Raw genomic sequence first — 15,925 nt, forward strand, 5'->3', positions numbered from 1 at the left:
GCGCTATGGAATTCACGATCCAACACTTTATCGCGCTTGCGCCGCTGCTGATTACCAGCCTCACCATCGTGGTGGTGATGCTGGCGATCGCCTGGCGCCGCAATCACTCGCAAACGTTCCTGCTGTCCTGCGCCGGGTTGAATCTGGCCCTGCTGTCGATCATCCCGGCCCTCAAGGTCGCGCCACTGGCGGTCACGCCATTGATGATGGTCGATGACTTCGCGTTGCTGTACATCGCCCTGATCCTGGTGGCGACCCTGGCCTGCGTCACCCTCGCCCACGCCTACCTCGGCGAAGGCGGCACCGGCTACCCGGGCAACAAGGAAGAGCTGTACCTGCTGATCCTGCTGGCTGCGGCCGGCGGTATCGTGCTGGTCAGCGCGCAGCACCTGGCAGGCCTGTTCATCGGCCTGGAACTGCTGTCGATCCCGACCTACGGCCTGGTGGCCTACGCCTTCTTCAACAAGCGCTCCCTGGAAGCCGGCATCAAGTACATGGTGCTGTCGGCCGCCGGTTCCGCGTTCCTGTTGTTCGGTATGGCCCTGCTCTACGCCGAAGCCGGCAGCCTGAGCTTCACCGGTATCGGCCACGCCCTGGCCGCCACCAACAGCCCAGCGCCGATTGCCCAACTGGGCCTGGCGATGATGCTGATCGGCCTGGCGTTCAAGCTGTCGCTGGTGCCGTTCCACCTGTGGACCCCGGACGTGTACGAAGGCGCCCCGGCGCCGGTGGCCGCGTTCCTGGCCACTGCGTCCAAGGTCGCGGTGTTTGCGGTGATGGTGCGTCTGTTCCAGATCTCCCCCGCCGCCAACACCGGCGTGCTGAGCAACGTACTGACCGTGATCGCCATCGCGTCGATCCTGTTCGGTAACCTGCTGGCCCTGACCCAGAACAACCTCAAGCGTCTGCTGGGTTATTCGTCCATCGCCCACTTCGGCTACCTGCTGATCGCCCTGGTGGCGAGCAAAGGCCTGGCCGTGGAAGCCATCGGCGTGTACCTGGTCACCTACGTGATCACCAGCCTGGGTGCGTTCGGCGTCATCACCTTGATGTCGTCGCCGTACAAAGGCCGGGACGCCGACGCCCTGTACGAATACCGCGGCCTGTTCTGGCGCCGTCCGTACCTGACCGCCGTACTCACCGTGATGATGCTGTCCCTGGCCGGTATTCCGCTGACCGCGGGCTTTATCGGCAAGTTCTACATCGTCGCGACCGGTGTCGAAGCCCACGAATGGTGGCTGGTAGCCTCGTTGGTACTGGGCAGCGCCATCGGCGTGTTCTACTACCTGCGCGTGATGGTGACCCTGTACCTGATCGAGCCAAACCTGCGCCGTGTGGATGCCGAGCTGCACTGGGAACAGAAAGCCGGTGGCGTGATGCTGCTGGCGATCGCCCTGCTCGCCTTCTTCCTGGGCGTGTACCCACAACCGTTGCTCACCCTGGTGCAGCACGCGGTGCTGGGCGTTTGATCGCTTAGGTTGATGCAGTAAACAGAACGGCGCCTTTGGGCGCCGTTTTGCGTTTCAGTAGCCTGGCTTTTTCCCTTCCCTACTCGCTGAAATTTCCTCTTCAATCTGCCTCCTCATCCGGCATCTTCCCCGCTGGATGCGGCCTTAAGGTGTTTGCGTTTTAAGAAAGTTCCCACAGCTTGGGCGCTTGACCCATAGCGAGTGGGCCACCAAACTATACGCAGGCTACGTACAGAACATGGATGCTCTATTTATCGAACTGCCGGCATTCGAACGGCATCGCAGGGACTATCTGAGCGATGAGCTTTTTCACGGTTTTCAGCAGGAGTTGATGAAAAACCCAGAAGCGGGAGACGTGATCGAAGGAACGGGCGGGTTGAGAAAGTTCGCTTCGTCGATGAGCGACGAAACAAAGGCAAGCGCGGTGGCCTGCGGGTCATTTACTACTGGTGGTCAGGCGGTACGCAATTCTGGTTATTCACTTTGTACGGCAAACACGAACAGAACGACCTGACACCCCAACACAAGAAAGCCCTTAAACACATGCTAGACAGGGAAATCAAAGCGAGAACACACCATGAAACGTGAAATCTTTTCCGAACTGGTCGAAGGCTTCGACGCCCTGGCCGATGAACGCCAGGGCAAAATCACCCTGCGCACCCACAAAGCGCACCTCAACAAGCTGGCGCCACTGCGCGCTGAGGAGGTAATCGCCGTACGCCAGCAACTCAACCTGTCCCGCTCGGTATTCGCTATGTACCTGCGCACCAACACCCGCACCTTGGAGAACTGGGAGCAAGGCCGGGCCAAGCCGAATGCGCAGGCTGTCACTTTGATACGACTGGTGGCGCGCTTTCCGGAAACCGTGGCGCAACTTGCCGCATTGGGCTGACCGGCAATAGCCGCAAAAAAAACGCCCCGAGCATTCGGGGCGTTTTTACAGCGTAAACAGCGTTAGAACGCGATACCCACCTTGAAACCATACTCATCACGCTTGAGCTTGGTGTTGTCGGCCACATAGGAATCGTTATCGAGCTTGTACTCGGTGCGGGTGTAGTACAGGCCCGCCATCACTGGCAGGTCGCCCTTCTGGTTCATCAGCAGGCTGACTTCGGCGTAAGGGTTGGTGCGGTCCTTGAGGTCGACGGTGTCGCTGCCAACACCGTCTACCTTGAGCTTGGCGCGGCCGTCGATGGTGTGACGGGCGCCGGCTTCAACGCGCAGGGTCATGTCATCGAACTGGTGGTTGTAGCCCAAAGCGGCCTTGGCAAACGGCGACTTGTTGGTGAGCTTCATGTCGTAGCCATTGGTGTCCGGCTCGTAGCGGGTCCAGCTGTAGCCGCCACCCACGATCACGTCGACAAAATTGCGCGCATCCAGCGCGGCACGCCAGCCGAGGTCGAGGTCGGCCTGGCCTTCCTTGAGTTTGTTATCGCTTTTTTCGCCGTACTTGGCTTCGATACCGGCCTGGTAGATAAAGCCCGACTCGGCAGTGAGCTTGTTGCCGAAGTTGTAGAACAGGCCGGCTTCGGGCATGTGGTCTTTGTCGCTTTCGCTACCGCCTTCAAGTTTGAAGTCGTTGTAGCTGCCCATGATCCCGAACGTGGAAATCGGGTCAGTGGAAGGTGCTGCGAACACCACGCCAGGCGCAGCCACCAGGGCCAGCAACGAGGTGTTCTTGAGGAATTTTCCGAATAGTTTGGACATCGTTTTACATCTCCATTTTAAGGTGGGCAAAGTATTCAGGAATCGGTTCGAACCCTGGCGTTTGCGAAAAGTTCGAACTGATTTGCACCAAAATGGAGAAAAACGGTTCAGCGAAGGCTCTATCTCAAGACTCTTCAGGATTCATGCGAATCAGGTGTTCAACGGCTTCGCGAAGTTGAGGCTGCTCCGGCAGCCGAATGCCGAAGGTGTCGCGCAACAGTCCCAGTAACTCATCGGTACTCTTGAGCGTGCGCTTTTCGCTGGGTCGATCCAGATAATGAAGGGCATAGCGGGCGTTGGCCAAGGTATGACGTATACCGGGCGCAAGCAGCGCGGCTTTCAACTGCCCTACGAACGGTGAGCCAGGGTGCGTGGAGACGTACCAGTTGCCGATTTCATAGTCGATGTCGGCCTGGGTTTGCAGGTCGAACACGTACAGGCCGCGCCACTCCTCGCCCACCTGGGCCCATAGCGTGTAGCTGCCTTGATTGAGCGTCAGTCGATAAGGCTCATGAGCGGTGGCCTGGGGCGCTTCGGTGTCCAGTTGCAACGGACTGCTGGGCACCATGCCGCCAAAACCGACATCGGTGATATAGCGCACGCCGTCGAGGGTCACCAGGCTCAAGCGATGGGTACGCCCGGTGTGGGCGTCCGGTGGGCCGCCGATCACAACGCGCCCGGTGATGCCACGGGCATCAAAGCCCAGTTCCAGCAACAGGGCCAGGAACAGCTGGTTCAACTCGTAGCAATAGCCGCCACGTCCCTCATGCAGCACCTTACGCTCGACGCTGGGCAGGTCGATCGGCACCGGTGCATGCATCAGGGTCGACAGGCTTTCAAATGCGAAGGTGCACACATGGCGCAGTTGCAGGTCCCGCAGGGTTTGCAGGGTGGGCGGCGGTGGCGAGGCATAGCCCAGGCGTTGCAGGTACAGGCGGCTATTGGCGAGTGTGTGCATGGCGCGATCCTTGGGCGCAGGGCGAGAGCGTCACTATGCCGCGCCTCTGTGTGCGTTGTCATTTTGAATGAACCTTTTGGAGCGCCAGCCTATCCATCTATAACAAGATTGGGAGGCAACATGAGTACCGCAAAAATCTACACCGTCCACTATCAGCTACACGGTAAACCCAAGTCTTTCGTGGTGCGCGCCGAGGTGATGAACAACGCCGAGGCCTGGCATTGGGCGGCCGTCGATGCCGACATTGCCCATGTCAGCCGCATCGGCCGCGTGGGTCACGAGCAGGTGAAAAAGACCACCCGGCCCTGGGCGGAAAAATACGGCATCAGCGACGTCAGCTGGTCCCCGCCCAGATAAACAAAGCCCCGCACATAGGCGGGGCTCGGTTCACTGCTTCAAGTCGCCCAACGGATCGTAGGGCGGCTTTTTTTTCGCTGTCTCCTCATCCTTTTTGTCCAGCGGCGCAATAGCCGGGCCGATCGGATCGACCTGCGGGTCGGCCACGTCCGGCGAGTCCGGGTCGAAGCCCAGTTCATCCTTGCCACTGGCATGTTCGTTGGAATGGGGGCCATCGGTACGCTTGTTCATCAGGTTCTCCTGTTAAAGCGGGCGGGCTTTGTCGTGGAGGTTTTCCAGGTCTTCTTCGGCGCGCTGCACATCGTCGTCCGGGCCTCGTTCTTTCGGATCATTGGGGCGCAACGCATCGTTGTCGCGCTCCTCTTCCCCGGGGGTACGGTGCGGGTCGGGTGTGCCAGGCGGTGGCTGTTTATAGTCGGGCATGATGGCTGACCTCATGAAGGGTTCACCGTTTTAGAGAAATCGCCCGCGGCCATCGTTCAACTTCATTGCTGCAAGCATGAGAAGATGAGCGCCCTTTCTGGAGACCTGCCCCGGATGTTCGAGCTCAAACCCTGCGACCCCGCCACCTATCGCCAACAGACTCGCCGCAGCACGCTGGTCATTGCCGTGCTGTTCCTGGCCTTGGCCATGCTGTTATCGAGCCTGGCAGTGATGCTGTTCGGTGAGCCTGGCGGTGATAATTTTCGCTTCAACGTCGGCGGCGTCTTTGCCGGCGTGTTGATCACCGTCGCGCTGGTACGTGGCCCGTTCTGGACCCAACCCTGGATGGCGTCGGCGGTGTATGGCTGGCAGCTCAAGCGCAGCCTGATGAGCGTGACCAATGTGATGCACAAGGTTAGCGAGCGGGTACAGGCCAACGACCCGTCAGCCATCAAGCTGTTGCGTTTCTATCACCTGGGACTGACACAGATGCACGAACTGGACGCCAACTCCAGCGCCCAGGCGCAACTGGTGGGCGAGATCGAGGCCCACAAGGCAAAGATGCAGGCGCTGGGCATCGATATTGCGCAAACCCGGCTGGACCCGGCCTGGCTGGACAGCCTGAAGAGCGCTTAACGCCCCAGGGACACGTCAGTGGGCAATTTGGCCCGCCAGCAAAACACTGCGCTCACGGCAATCGCCGCACCCGCCAGGCCAAACACCCAGGGCGCCGAGGCCACAGGCAGCAACAGGCCCGCCAGCAGCGGCCCGAGGCCGGCGCCGATATCGCGCCATACGGCGTTGGACGCCAAGGCAGACACGCGCAAGGTGCCGGGGTTGCGCTCGGCCACCAGGGTGGTCACCAAGGGCAATTGCAGGGCACGCAGCACCAACACTGCTGCGGCGCCGACGATCACCCAATGGCTGCCGAACGCAGCCAGGGCCACGGCGCTCAGGAACGAAAACAACAACAGCATCGACGTGGCGCCAAACCGCTGGGCCGCACGCCCGCCCAAGGGGCTCAGGAGCAATTCCGACAGGTAGCGCAGGCCCATCAAGCCCCCGGCGATCAGCACCGCATCCCCGCCCATGATCTTCTGCGCCTGGATCGACAGGCCAAAGATGAACAAGCCATCCAGGGCGACACCTTCGATAAACGACCACAGTGCCACACTGTCCGGCCACTTGAAGCGGCGCCCCGGGGTGCTGTGCAAGTCATGACCGGCGGTGGGCAAGCCGCGGGCGATCCATACCCCCACCAGGCAGCAGACGGCGAGAATCAGGAAAATCGGGCGCGGCCCGGCCCATAACGTCAGCAACCCGCCCAGAGGCAGGGCCAGCATCGGCCCAAAGGCGATTAATGCTCGTGAGCGCCCCGCCCGGCGCGCCGCTCCCTCAGGTTCAGACGTCGCCAGTACCTGGGTCGACAGGTTCAACGCGGCAAAGCACAGGCCCCACACCAGCCGCAAGCCCAGCAGCGCAGCGAAGCCCGACAGCACCGAGTTACCCAGTGCGCACAGCGCTGCCGCCCCGGCGGCGAGCGTGCAGGTCAGGCGGTCGCCGTTGCGTGCATAAAAATTCAGTACATGCCGGTAACCGAAGATGCGTACCAGGCGGTTGGCCGCCAACAATACGCCGGCCTGGGCCAGGGTGATGCCGAACGCCTCGGACTCCATTGGCAGCAGCAGGTACAGAAACACATCACTGGGCAGGCAAAACCCGAGGGTCAGTGCCGCGCGGCGCGAGGTGGTATTGGCGGTACGTTGGGCAGGGCTGGACATAAAACTGAAACATTCAGAAATATTCAGGCCGCCACACTAGCCTTCCCCAGGCCTGTTTTACAAGGGCTGAGTCTTGTGTTGATCGGGCTCTGCGTCCACCGGGCAAGCCAAAAAAACGGATATTCCTTACATCTCTTTCGGCACGTCGTTCGCACCCTAGTGCTCTCAAACCCGCCTGAGAACCTTGCCCATGTGCGACCGCCCAACTCACCTCAAAGACCGTCGAAACTTCCTGCGCCTGGCTGCCGTCAGTACAGGCGCAACGCTACTGGCCGGGGCGCTGCCCTCACTCGCGTACGCAACACCAGCGCCGACAGAGCGCCCCAAGCCCGCCAACGACCTCAGCCCACAGCTTGCCTTGCAGCGGTTGATGGAGGGCAACCAACGCTATACCAACGGCGTAACCAGCCGTCACGACTTCATGCGCGAACGCAAAGTGTTGGTGAACGGGCAAAATCCGTTCGTCGCGGTATTGAGCTGCGCCGATTCGCGGATCGCCCCTGAGTACACGTTCGACACTGCCCTTGGCGACCTCTTCGCGGTACGGGTCGCGGGCAATTTCGTCACCGATAACGGGCTCGCCAGCCTCGAATACGCGGTAGCGGTATTGGGCACGCCCCTGATCATGGTATTGGGGCACGACATGTGTGGCGCCGTCGCGGCGGGGGTCAAGGCCGTCAAGGATAACGCCCGCTTCCCGGGCAAGATCCAGGGCTTGGCGGATACTTTCAAACCCTCGGTGAACAAGGTATTGAAAGCGCCCGGCGACCTGCTGGAAAACGCCATTGCACAAAATGTCACCGACACCATGGCGCGGCTCATGGCTGAATCAAGCTTGTTGGCCGATGCGGTCGCCACGGGAAAACTGCTGATAGTGGGCGGCGTGTACAAGCTGCACAGCGGCAAGGTGAAAATGCTCGGTTAAGCTTTCTGTAGGAGCGAGCTTGCTCGCGAAAAACGCGAAGGCGCCGCGTTGATTCTGGCGGCGCGCGTTATCGTTGACGCTTTTCGCGAGCAAGCTCGCTCCTACAGGGGGCAATGATCGCTCAAGGCAAGCGGCGCGTCTCAAAAACCACGTCCAGGTCCAGGCGCCCGTCCTTCAGCGGCGGGCACCAGTAATAGCCCCCCGTCAACGGCTTGCTGATGCGATACAGGCCATCGACAATCCCATCTTCCAACCCACTCATGCGTCGCAACTGCGCTTCGAACGCATCGAATGAATGACCAAACGCGAGGAACATCAACCCCGCCTGGCCATTTTCGGCCCAGGGCATGGAGCGGCGCACTACGAAGGCTTCCGGCGTGAAGCTTTCCTGGGCGGTGCGCTTGGTATGGGCCGACTCGGGGGCATCGTCGAGCTCTTCGTTATCGCCATGGCGGCGGCCAATGATGTGATCACGCTCCTGGGCAGGCAACGCGGCGAACCCGTCAAGGTCGTGCTGCCATTGCTGGATAGCAGCGAAGCTGGCGCCGCTGTCGGTCAGCGCGGCTTCCACGGCGGCATCGTCGTGGGGGTTTTCGGTGCCGTCTTCGTAGTCGGTCAGGTCAAAACCGGTCTTGTAGCGGAAGCCTTCAGTCGACTGCACCAGGCGAAACGCCGGGGCCAGGGCTTTTTCCACGGCCCGGCTGCGCAGCAGCAACTCACCGCGATCCACCCCATGCAGCCATACCCACAGCGCCTGTTGAGTCGACGGGTTGTGAGCGCCAGGGCCGCTGACGGCCGGGAATGAGCGCAGCCCTGGGATCTCGGCGCCCAGCGCCTTTACCAGCGGCTCACCGAAACCCACCACGGCCGCCGCATCCGTCAACTGCACCAGTGCGTCCAGCGCAGCGGGCACGGCGTGCAACGAGTCGAGGGCGAAAAACAGATGGCGGGCCTGCAAAGGCACCGGTGCGGCAAGAATGCCCGGCTGGTACTGACTCATGTGAACTCCTTCTGAAAAGCCGCGCAGTTTACCCGGCGTACACCGCGCTGCGAACAAGAATGCGCGCAAGCCTTGCGTTAGAGCCGCTTGTTGGGTGACTCTCTAGTCATGTTTTGCAACTATTCCAGGGGTAGCGACATGACCACCAGCAACCTGCTCGCCCAGCTGTTTCCCACCTCCACCTCGCAGATTCCCGAGCAATTTCGCCTGGCGGCGCCCATTGAACAACGTGAATACCTGGTCGATGGCCAGTTGCAGGTGTGGAACGGCCCGCTTGCCCGCGTGCAAAGCCCGGTGCAACTGGGTGAGGAGCGCGTGCACATCGGCAGCACGCCGCTGCTGGATGCCGACACCGCCCTCACCGCTTTGGATGCTGCCGTGCGCGCCTACGACCGTGGCCAAGGTGCATGGCCGACGATGCGCGTGGTAGAGCGTATCCAGCACGTCGAGGCGTTCCTGCGGCGCATGCGCGAACAGCGCGATGCGGTGGTCAAGCTGCTGATGTGGGAGATCGGCAAAAACCTCAAAGACTCGCAGAAAGAATTCGACCGCACCTGCGACTACATCACCGACACCATCAATGCCCTCAAGGAACTCGACCGCCGCAGCAGCCGCTTTGAACTGGAGCAGGACACCCTCGGCCAGATCCGCCGCGTGCCCCTGGGCGTGGCGTTGTGCATGGGGCCTTACAACTACCCGTTGAACGAGACCTTCACCACGCTGATCCCGGCGCTGATCATGGGCAATACCGTGGTGTTCAAGCCGGCCAAGCTGGGTGTGCTGTTGATCCGCCCCTTGCTGGAAGCCTTCCGCGACAGCTTCCCGGCCGGGGTGATCAACGTGATCTACGGCAGCGGCCGCGAGACCGTGAGCGCGCTGATGGCCAGCGGCAAGATCGACATCTTTGCGTTTATCGGCACCAACAAGGCCGCCAGTGATTTGAAAAAGCTGCACCCCAAGCCGCACCGTTTGCGCGCTGCGCTGGGGCTGGATGCCAAAAACCCGGGGATCGTACTGCCCGAAGTGGACCTGGACAACGCGGTGAACGAAGCCGTCACCGGCTCGCTGTCGTTCAACGGCCAGCGTTGCACCGCGTTGAAGATCCTGTTCGTGCATGAAGACGTGGTCGACCGCTTTATCGAGAAATTCAACGCCAAGCTGGCGACGCTCAAGCCCGGCATGCCCTGGGAGGATGGCGTGGCGCTGACGCCACTGCCGGAAGTGGGCAAGGTCGATTACCTCAACGAACTGGTGGCCGACGCGGCGCGCCATGGCGCCAAAGTGATGAATGCCGAAGGCGGCAGCAGCCGGGGTTCGTTCTTCTACCCGGCGGTGCTGTACCCGGTGAACCCACAGATGCGCGTCTACCACGAAGAGCAATTCGGCCCGGTGGTGCCGATCGTGCCCTACCGTGACCTGGAAACCGTGATCGACTACGTGCTGGACTCGGATTTCGGCCAGCAGTTGAGCCTCTTTGGCACCGACCCCGTGGAAGTCGGGCGCCTGGTAGACACCTTCGCCAACCAGGTGGGCCGCATCAACATCAATGCCCAATGCCAGCGTGGGCCGGATACCTTCCCGTTCAATGGGCGCAAGAACTCGGCCGAGGGCACGTTGTCGGTACATGACGCCTTACGCGTGTTCTCGATCCGCACCTTGGTGGCGACCAAGTTCCAGGAGAGTAACAAGGCGTTGGTCAGCGACATTTTGCGCAACCGCGATTCGAGTTTCCTGACTACCGACTACATCTTCTAAAATCAATCCCGTTCCAATGTGCAGACAGGTCAGTGTGGGAGCTGGCTTGCCTGCGATGCCGGCACCTCGGTCTTTCAGTCAGGTCGCGGTGATGCAATCGCAGGCAAGCCAGCTCCCACATTTGATCGCGCGCACTCAGATAATCGAGGCCACTTTACTGCTGATGAACCTGCCCTTCTTTGCCCGGCGCCTGCTGCGCCCCTTGCTCGACCCCTACCGCCGCTTTCGCCATGCCAAGCTGATCCACGCCGCGCGCGTATCAGTGGGTTTGCTGGCAACCATCCTGCTGACCACCGGCCTCAACCTGCCCCACGGTGAATGGGCCTCGGTGACCATGCTGATCGTCATCGGCGGGTTGCAGCACCACGGCAATATTGGCAAGAAAGCCGTCGAGCGCGCCTACGGCACCTTGATCGGCGCCAGCGTCGGCTTGCTGCTGGTGGTGCAACAGGCGTACTTCGGCCTGCCGTTGCTCACCTACCTGTTGATGTCAGTGGTATGTGGGTTCTTTTCCTATCACGCCATCGGCAAGGGCGGTTACATCGCGCTGCTGTCGGCGATCACCGTATTTATCGTCGCCGGCCACGGCGACAACCCGATCTCCGATGGCCTGTGGCGCACCGTCGACATCCTGATCGGCATCGTGCTGGCCCTGGCGTTTTCCTTTGCCTTGCCGTTGTACGCCGTGTACTCGTGGCGCTACAACCTGGCCAGCGCCCTGCGAGATTGCGCGCAGATTTATAGCCGGATCATCAATGGGCAATCGGTAACCGACGATGAACACCTCAAGCTGCTCAACCGCTTGAACGGGGCAATGGTGCAGCTGCGTTCGCTGATGCCTTCGGTGTCCAAGGAAGTGCGGATTTCCATGACTGAACTGGACGCGATCCAGCGTCACTTACGTATGTGCATCAGCACTCTGGAGATTCTGGGCAATACCCGGCCGGACCCGCGCGATGAGCAAGCCACGGCAAGGATGCGGGTGATGTTGAAGGCCGAGCATCGGCAGATTCGGGTGCAGTTGGTGGGGATGGCTCGAGCGTTGAAGTCGGGGGTGACGGAGCGGTTGGAGCGTAGCGGACACACCACTGCCCGTGAGTCCACGCTGGGTGAACCGGTTTACAGCGCTCTGGATGGGTATCGATTATTGACAGTGCAGTTGGCGCAGAATGTGGAGGGAATGCGCGAGCGGCTTGCGACGACCTCAGCAGGCTGGCGCATCTGAAGCTAACGCAACTCAGTGAATAAGTACGGGAGAGCTTCATCGTGAGCCCTCCCGTTACTATTTCATGACAACAAGTCCTGTTCAGAGCAGCCCGATAGCATTGCTGTAACCACCAAGAAAGTGATCCTTGGCTGTCCCTGTATCACCGTTTTTGACGTTGATTACATAGTAGTAATTACTAAACCATTCAGAATGGGAGAACGTCGACGTGCAATCAAAGTAGCCGCCCCCTATCGGCCAACGAGCGCCATACGCCGCATGAATTTCTCGAGCCTCTGTCAGGCTGGGCAGGCGCCTGCCAGCGTTGGCAGCGACCGACCGATTTGTGGGAACAGTACCATTACCCAAATCAAGGCAGCGAACCACATTACTGACAACAACGGCGTAACTTCGCGTCTGTGCGGGGAATGACGAGTCACGCACGCTGATATATGCAGTGCCATTACCTCGCACGGTGACTAATCCTGAATTGCTAGTGACATTGGCGACATTGGCATTGGAGGTAGAATAGATATACGGAGGAGTTCCGCCGGATGCCATATATTGGACCTGATTACCCGCACCAAAAGCTGGCAAAACATTTGGATATCCGTCTATTAGGTACGTTTTCCTGTTCAAATACACCGTCACCTGATTGAACACCAATGCTGTAGTATGCATGATTCGGTACTGCGTCTGCGGGAAGGCCACCGCTTTTGGCTTATCATTCTGCTTATTGAAGTTCACATGCGGCGTTATAGTAACGGTTCCATTATTTGGCACAGACATCAGCCAACTGCGCAACACCGTGAGGTTTATAAAGCCATTGGCAGCCTCACTAGCGGTAACGCTGTGCGCTACCAGCAATTCCTGCGTGCTCGCTCCTGGGGCAGACACTATTAACCAGGCAATATGGCCTTCCTGACTATACGGCCACTTGCCCATCCTCAACACAGCATTACCAGTCAGACTGGCAGGATTTATGCTGCCTCCATTGCCAATATTATTGATAAAGGCTCTTGGCAGACTGCCCAGAGGGATCGCCTGGACATGCACTATCTGAACTTCCGAAGAGCCTTGACCACCACGCCCCAATATCACCTCATACTGAAACTGGATTGTAGTATTAATTGCCGCCCCAACCAGCTCATTGCTGATATTGAACGTCACCGTGCCGCCGTCAAGCCCAGGCAGCGTACCCACTTCAATCGATGTTCCCTGTGAGTCGATCAAATACAGCGTAATCAGATCCTCTCCCCCTTGGTTCATGTTCGGGTAGGTCACCAACACCTGACATTTATTTTCAACGGTGATGGGACTGATAATAACTTCAGGCCCGTCCGGAGGAGAAGAATACCTGATTTGCGGATGAGGGAAGACATTGGACTCGGTCTGAACCATATAATGGCGAGTCTCGAACCATACAATGTCACCAGCGTTGCTACTGTGATTAAACGTCACACCAAATTCAATGGCTAAGGGCGTCCACTCTTGCAGATTGCGCAATCTGCCAACAGGCGTGTAAGACGCGGGTCCATCGTTCACATCGTTGAATGAGACATCACGACCTGCAAATGTCTCCTCGTAATAGGCGTCACCATTGTTAAAGGTTCCGATGTAGCGTTTATACATCTTCTGTTTAAGTGCAATGTATGGCCAGGGAAGCACACGGGTCTGGTCAAGGTCTTGTAACTTGGGTATTTCGAGAACGGCGCTTTCGCCGATGCTATCAATCGTTGCGCCAGGCACATGGCTCAAGGTCAGCAAGTTCAAGGTGAGGGTTGGTGAGTCTGTGGGAAAACCATTACGCACCACCTTAAACGATACGTCGATATCACGCCCAGACGGATGAATACTGAAGCCAATCGCTTCCGGCGGAACGATCACATCGACATAAGCATCTCCGCTTTGCGCATCCTTGACTTCAAAGTGTACGCCGCCGCCGACCAGCCCTAGCCAACAGACTTCGACGGTATCGCCGTCCTTGGGTTCATCATAGCGGCAACGTACTGTGGCTCCGGTATTTACTACCAGCCACGGGTCGAGTTCATCCGGCCCTGTTGTCGCCTCAAGGACCTCGGGCAGGGACAGCAAGCCCAATGCCCTGCCAATGGTATAGGTCGCCTCTTCGGACAACTCATCCACGGCAAACCGCCTGCGCACATAACTGATAGTGAGCGTGCCATTTTTATTGCCGTCTATCAGCTGTTTAGGAATATCAGCAAGAAAAGGGTTGGAATTCACAGCCAGTACATAAGAGGATGAGATTGTTCCCGTTACCGATCCCACGAATTTGATAATAACTTCATCGCCGGCCCTGAACTCTGCACGGGCCTCAAACGTCGCGACGCTGCCGATGCTGTCCGGATTAACATTGTTGGTGGCGTCTGCCTCCTGAATAAGTGGCGCGATTAAACTGCGCGCCGGACGCCCGATCTGGATATATCGACGTTCGGACTCGCGTATGTTTACTGGCCCCGTGACACCATAATAGACGCGGGTACGAAGCAATCCTTCGAATCGTGCATAGACGGCGTTCAGGAAGTCCCGGAAACGGGGATGAGTTCCGGCGGCGCGATCGCTGAATTCGTGCTCGACACTGCCATCCTTGTTATCCCCCATAATATTGACTCGCAGGCTATCCCCTGCATTACCGGGTGGGGTGTAGTCAGGCATTGCCGCAGTGATGTATGGCAAGTCCGGCTCCACAAATGGACCATGCGCCTGGACGACCTCTGGCTGAGGCAAGGTATAAAGGACTCCAGCGACCGCATAGATGGTTGATCTGGATGCCAGCATGCCTCGTTCACGAACATAGGAGATCTTCAAGGTGCTTTGGATCAGAGAACGGATAAACGCGTTGGGAATTGCAATGTCGTTGTAATTCGCCAGTTCAACTTCCAAGCGAAACCCATAGGAAACATTCTCGCCATCCACCGTGTTGCCTTCCACCTTCCAAATAAGGAAATCCCCCCTGATAAAGTTCGGATCATTTCTGCGAATCAGTACTGAACCTGTGGCAGGTTGACCATGTAACTCATCAGCTTCCAAGAGCAGTGTTGCCGCATCCGCCTCGACAATCTCAGGCTCATCCAGCAACGTCAGGTTAAGGTCAACGTCGACAGGAATCGGCTTGCTCCATCGGTGGCAAGGTCCAGACACATCCAAGACCTCGTCGTACAAATAGAACTGCACGACAAAATGGCCGCTGCCCGCTTCATTTAAAAAAGTAGGATCGATAGCGAACGTAAGGTCGGAACCGACTTGATCATTACGCAAAGGGGGTAACTCATAGCGGTGCTCTCCCCAGTAGAACATAACCAGGTCATTGACCCGCATGTTCACCCACTTGTGGATGGTGCATGTCACACCTAGAGCCGCAACCACGGAGTCGACATAGACATCGGAGAGCGTAAACGTCAATCCACGGTGGTAGGAACCGTCGCAATTGCCATCCCCACCGGGCAACGTGTGCAGTATCAGAATACGTTGCGGTACTGAAGTACTTGGTGTTCCCGGGCCGCCCCGGATGACTTCTCCATATACATTATTGACAAAATAGTGCAGCAGGGTCGTTCTGGGAATTACCAGAAAAAAACGTGGATCATCTTTATTGACGGAATTAACTTTACCCTCTTGCATGTGTATCCCGTTCATCCATATATGATATGTATCGCCCTCTTTACAGTTGGACCAACGCTCAAAGACATAGGTCAAACCATCTTTGATATGACGATAACCAATCCCGTAGGCCGCTCCCAGAACCGGAATGACTTGGTTGGGCACAGGGTAGGGGGAGTCGAGATCTTGAACGACTGTGGGTTGTGCCGGGCCTTTAGGCAGCGATGCTTTTTTTTTCGGCGGGGTCTTTTTTTTATTCGCTACAGGAAGGACGGAAACCGACGGCTGTTCTGCGGCCGTCGTTTTATGCGTGCCGGCAGATTTTTTCTTGGGGCTGGGGCTGGCTGCAACGCTATTTTTTTTACTCGCAGGCTTGGTCGGCATCTTTTTTCTCCTGAGCGGGGATCGCTGTGGGAATAAAAGCCCCCTCAACTACAACCCGTCACCTGTGAGAATTGACAGTTCTGACCAGCGGTAATAACCCTGCTCGTTCACATGCATGTAAGCCGTAAAGCAAATTCACACGTCTTCTTACATATTTTTCACGTTTTATTCACAAGCCAAGCCGTAGTGTGAAGCCTCATCCGTTACAAACGTTGCATATCAAGCCCGCCGCCCCAGCGGGCTTTTTTTTGCCTGGGTTTTGGTCAGGAAACGGCCTCACCCTGTAGGAGCGAGCTTGCTCGCGAGGAACATCAACGATAACGCGGGCATTCTGGTTAACC

The 15,925-nt window shown here is 58.3% G+C and carries 14 protein-coding genes and 1 pseudogene; 8 read left to right on the plus strand and 7 right to left on the minus strand.

Annotated elements, in window-relative coordinates; genetic code table 11:
* Positions 1 to 5 precede the first annotated feature (5 nt).
* The 3 genes and pseudogenes from nuoN to ACWHXD_RS17940 all read left to right on the plus strand — a co-directional run bounded on the left by nuoN (position 6) and on the right by ACWHXD_RS17940 (position 2,361).
* Positions 6 to 1,469 carry an NADH-quinone oxidoreductase subunit NuoN gene (gene nuoN / locus ACWHXD_RS17930; protein WP_003192122.1) on the plus strand — a complete coding sequence of 488 codons (1,464 nt, stop codon included), beginning with the start codon at positions 6 to 8 and terminating at the stop codon, positions 1,467 to 1,469.
* Positions 1,470 to 1,707: 238 nt separating this feature from the next.
* Positions 1,708 to 2,057: pseudogene (locus ACWHXD_RS17935) on the plus strand (toxin).
* Positions 2,047 to 2,361 carry a helix-turn-helix domain-containing protein gene (locus ACWHXD_RS17940; RefSeq protein ID WP_032896658.1) on the plus strand — a complete coding sequence of 105 codons (315 nt, stop codon included), beginning with the start codon at positions 2,047 to 2,049 and terminating at the stop codon, positions 2,359 to 2,361. The pseudogene ACWHXD_RS17935 and the gene ACWHXD_RS17940 overlap by 11 nt, the downstream one beginning before the upstream one ends.
* A 62-nt stretch (positions 2,362 to 2,423) precedes the next feature.
* Here the strand turns inward: ACWHXD_RS17940 and ACWHXD_RS17945 are convergent, their stop codons facing one another.
* Both ACWHXD_RS17945 and ACWHXD_RS17950 read right to left on the minus strand, forming a co-directional pair.
* Positions 2,424 to 3,176: an outer membrane beta-barrel protein gene (locus ACWHXD_RS17945; RefSeq protein ID WP_003192126.1), complete on the minus strand. Its 753-nt coding sequence runs from the start codon at positions 3,174 to 3,176 to the stop codon at positions 2,424 to 2,426.
* Positions 3,177 to 3,300: 124 nt separating this feature from the next.
* On the minus strand, positions 3,301 to 4,134 hold the full coding sequence (locus tag ACWHXD_RS17950; protein WP_138761664.1) for an arylamine N-acetyltransferase family protein: 834 nt from the start codon (positions 4,132 to 4,134) through the stop codon (positions 3,301 to 3,303).
* Positions 4,135 to 4,254: 120 nt separating this feature from the next.
* Here ACWHXD_RS17950 and ACWHXD_RS17955 point away from each other — a divergent pair, with 120 nt between their 5' ends.
* A complete protein-coding gene (locus ACWHXD_RS17955) occupies positions 4,255 to 4,491 on the plus strand; it encodes a DUF6555 family protein (protein WP_003192128.1) in 237 nt (78 codons plus the stop codon).
* 30 nt (positions 4,492 to 4,521) lie between these two features.
* Here the strand turns inward: ACWHXD_RS17955 and ACWHXD_RS17960 are convergent, their stop codons facing one another.
* On the minus strand, positions 4,522 to 4,722 hold the full coding sequence (locus ACWHXD_RS17960; protein WP_032896653.1) for a DUF6021 family protein: 201 nt from the start codon (positions 4,720 to 4,722) through the stop codon (positions 4,522 to 4,524).
* A gap of 12 nt (positions 4,723 to 4,734) precedes the next feature.
* Positions 4,735 to 4,914 (minus strand): hypothetical protein, encoded by a 180-nt coding sequence (locus tag ACWHXD_RS17965; RefSeq protein ID WP_003192131.1) that lies wholly within the window; start codon positions 4,912 to 4,914, stop codon positions 4,735 to 4,737.
* A gap of 114 nt (positions 4,915 to 5,028) precedes the next feature.
* Between ACWHXD_RS17965 and ACWHXD_RS17970 the strand changes: the two genes are divergently transcribed.
* Positions 5,029 to 5,550: a DUF3087 family protein gene (locus ACWHXD_RS17970; protein ID WP_138761665.1), complete on the plus strand. Its 522-nt coding sequence runs from the start codon at positions 5,029 to 5,031 to the stop codon at positions 5,548 to 5,550.
* Here the strand turns inward: ACWHXD_RS17970 and ACWHXD_RS17975 are convergent.
* The gene (locus tag ACWHXD_RS17975) at positions 5,547 to 6,695 is read right to left on the minus strand and encodes an MFS transporter (protein WP_138761666.1); all 1,149 of its coding nucleotides are present in this window, start codon (positions 6,693 to 6,695) and stop codon (positions 5,547 to 5,549) included. The genes ACWHXD_RS17970 and ACWHXD_RS17975 overlap by 4 nt on opposite strands.
* A 190-nt stretch (positions 6,696 to 6,885) precedes the next feature.
* Here ACWHXD_RS17975 and ACWHXD_RS17980 point away from each other — a divergent pair, with 190 nt between their 5' ends.
* Positions 6,886 to 7,620 carry a carbonic anhydrase gene (locus ACWHXD_RS17980; protein ID WP_138761667.1) on the plus strand — a complete coding sequence of 245 codons (735 nt, stop codon included), beginning with the start codon at positions 6,886 to 6,888 and terminating at the stop codon, positions 7,618 to 7,620.
* Between the two features lie 121 nt (positions 7,621 to 7,741).
* Here ACWHXD_RS17980 and ACWHXD_RS17985 read toward each other — a convergent pair whose 3' ends face one another.
* On the minus strand, positions 7,742 to 8,620 hold the full coding sequence (locus ACWHXD_RS17985; RefSeq protein WP_138761668.1) for a Dyp-type peroxidase: 879 nt from the start codon (positions 8,618 to 8,620) through the stop codon (positions 7,742 to 7,744).
* A gap of 138 nt (positions 8,621 to 8,758) precedes the next feature.
* On the opposite strand from ACWHXD_RS17985, the gene ACWHXD_RS17990 reads away from it, so the two are divergent.
* Both ACWHXD_RS17990 and ACWHXD_RS17995 read left to right on the plus strand, forming a co-directional pair.
* Positions 8,759 to 10,375: an NADP-dependent glyceraldehyde-3-phosphate dehydrogenase gene (locus tag ACWHXD_RS17990; RefSeq protein ID WP_138761669.1), complete on the plus strand. Its 1,617-nt coding sequence runs from the start codon at positions 8,759 to 8,761 to the stop codon at positions 10,373 to 10,375.
* 163 nt (positions 10,376 to 10,538) lie between these two features.
* The gene (locus ACWHXD_RS17995; protein ID WP_098950979.1) at positions 10,539 to 11,600 is read left to right on the plus strand and encodes an FUSC family protein; all 1,062 of its coding nucleotides are present in this window, start codon (positions 10,539 to 10,541) and stop codon (positions 11,598 to 11,600) included.
* 81 nt (positions 11,601 to 11,681) lie between these two features.
* On the opposite strand, the gene ACWHXD_RS18000 is transcribed toward ACWHXD_RS17995, so the two are convergent.
* On the minus strand, positions 11,682 to 15,584 hold the full coding sequence (locus tag ACWHXD_RS18000; protein WP_098950978.1) for an immunoglobulin-like domain-containing protein: 3,903 nt from the start codon (positions 15,582 to 15,584) through the stop codon (positions 11,682 to 11,684).
* Positions 15,585 to 15,925: the final 341 nt, after the last annotated feature.

Source organism: Pseudomonas fjordensis (assembly GCF_976987115.1).

Bases quoted from the DNA above. Each gene is read 5' to 3' on its own strand.
- nuoN (WP_003192122.1), top strand. From the start codon at position 6: ATGGAATTCACGATCCAACACTTTATCGCGCTTGCGCCGCTGCTGATT.
- ACWHXD_RS17940 (WP_032896658.1), top strand. From the start codon at position 2,047: ATGAAACGTGAAATCTTTTCCGAACTGGTCGAAGGCTTCGACGCCCTG.
- ACWHXD_RS17945 (WP_003192126.1), bottom strand. From the start codon at position 3,176: ATGTCCAAACTATTCGGAAAATTCCTCAAGAACACCTCGTTGCTGGCC.
- ACWHXD_RS17950 (WP_138761664.1), bottom strand. From the start codon at position 4,134: ATGCACACACTCGCCAATAGCCGCCTGTACCTGCAACGCCTGGGCTAT.
- ACWHXD_RS17955 (WP_003192128.1), top strand. From the start codon at position 4,255: ATGAGTACCGCAAAAATCTACACCGTCCACTATCAGCTACACGGTAAA.
- ACWHXD_RS17960 (WP_032896653.1), bottom strand. From the start codon at position 4,722: ATGAACAAGCGTACCGATGGCCCCCATTCCAACGAACATGCCAGTGGC.
- ACWHXD_RS17965 (WP_003192131.1), bottom strand. From the start codon at position 4,914: ATGCCCGACTATAAACAGCCACCGCCTGGCACACCCGACCCGCACCGT.
- ACWHXD_RS17970 (WP_138761665.1), top strand. From the start codon at position 5,029: ATGTTCGAGCTCAAACCCTGCGACCCCGCCACCTATCGCCAACAGACT.
- ACWHXD_RS17975 (WP_138761666.1), bottom strand. From the start codon at position 6,695: ATGTCCAGCCCTGCCCAACGTACCGCCAATACCACCTCGCGCCGCGCG.
- ACWHXD_RS17980 (WP_138761667.1), top strand. From the start codon at position 6,886: ATGTGCGACCGCCCAACTCACCTCAAAGACCGTCGAAACTTCCTGCGC.
- ACWHXD_RS17985 (WP_138761668.1), bottom strand. From the start codon at position 8,620: ATGAGTCAGTACCAGCCGGGCATTCTTGCCGCACCGGTGCCTTTGCAG.
- ACWHXD_RS17990 (WP_138761669.1), top strand. From the start codon at position 8,759: ATGACCACCAGCAACCTGCTCGCCCAGCTGTTTCCCACCTCCACCTCG.
- ACWHXD_RS17995 (WP_098950979.1), top strand. From the start codon at position 10,539: ATGAACCTGCCCTTCTTTGCCCGGCGCCTGCTGCGCCCCTTGCTCGAC.
- ACWHXD_RS18000 (WP_098950978.1), bottom strand. From the start codon at position 15,584: ATGCCGACCAAGCCTGCGAGTAAAAAAAATAGCGTTGCAGCCAGCCCC.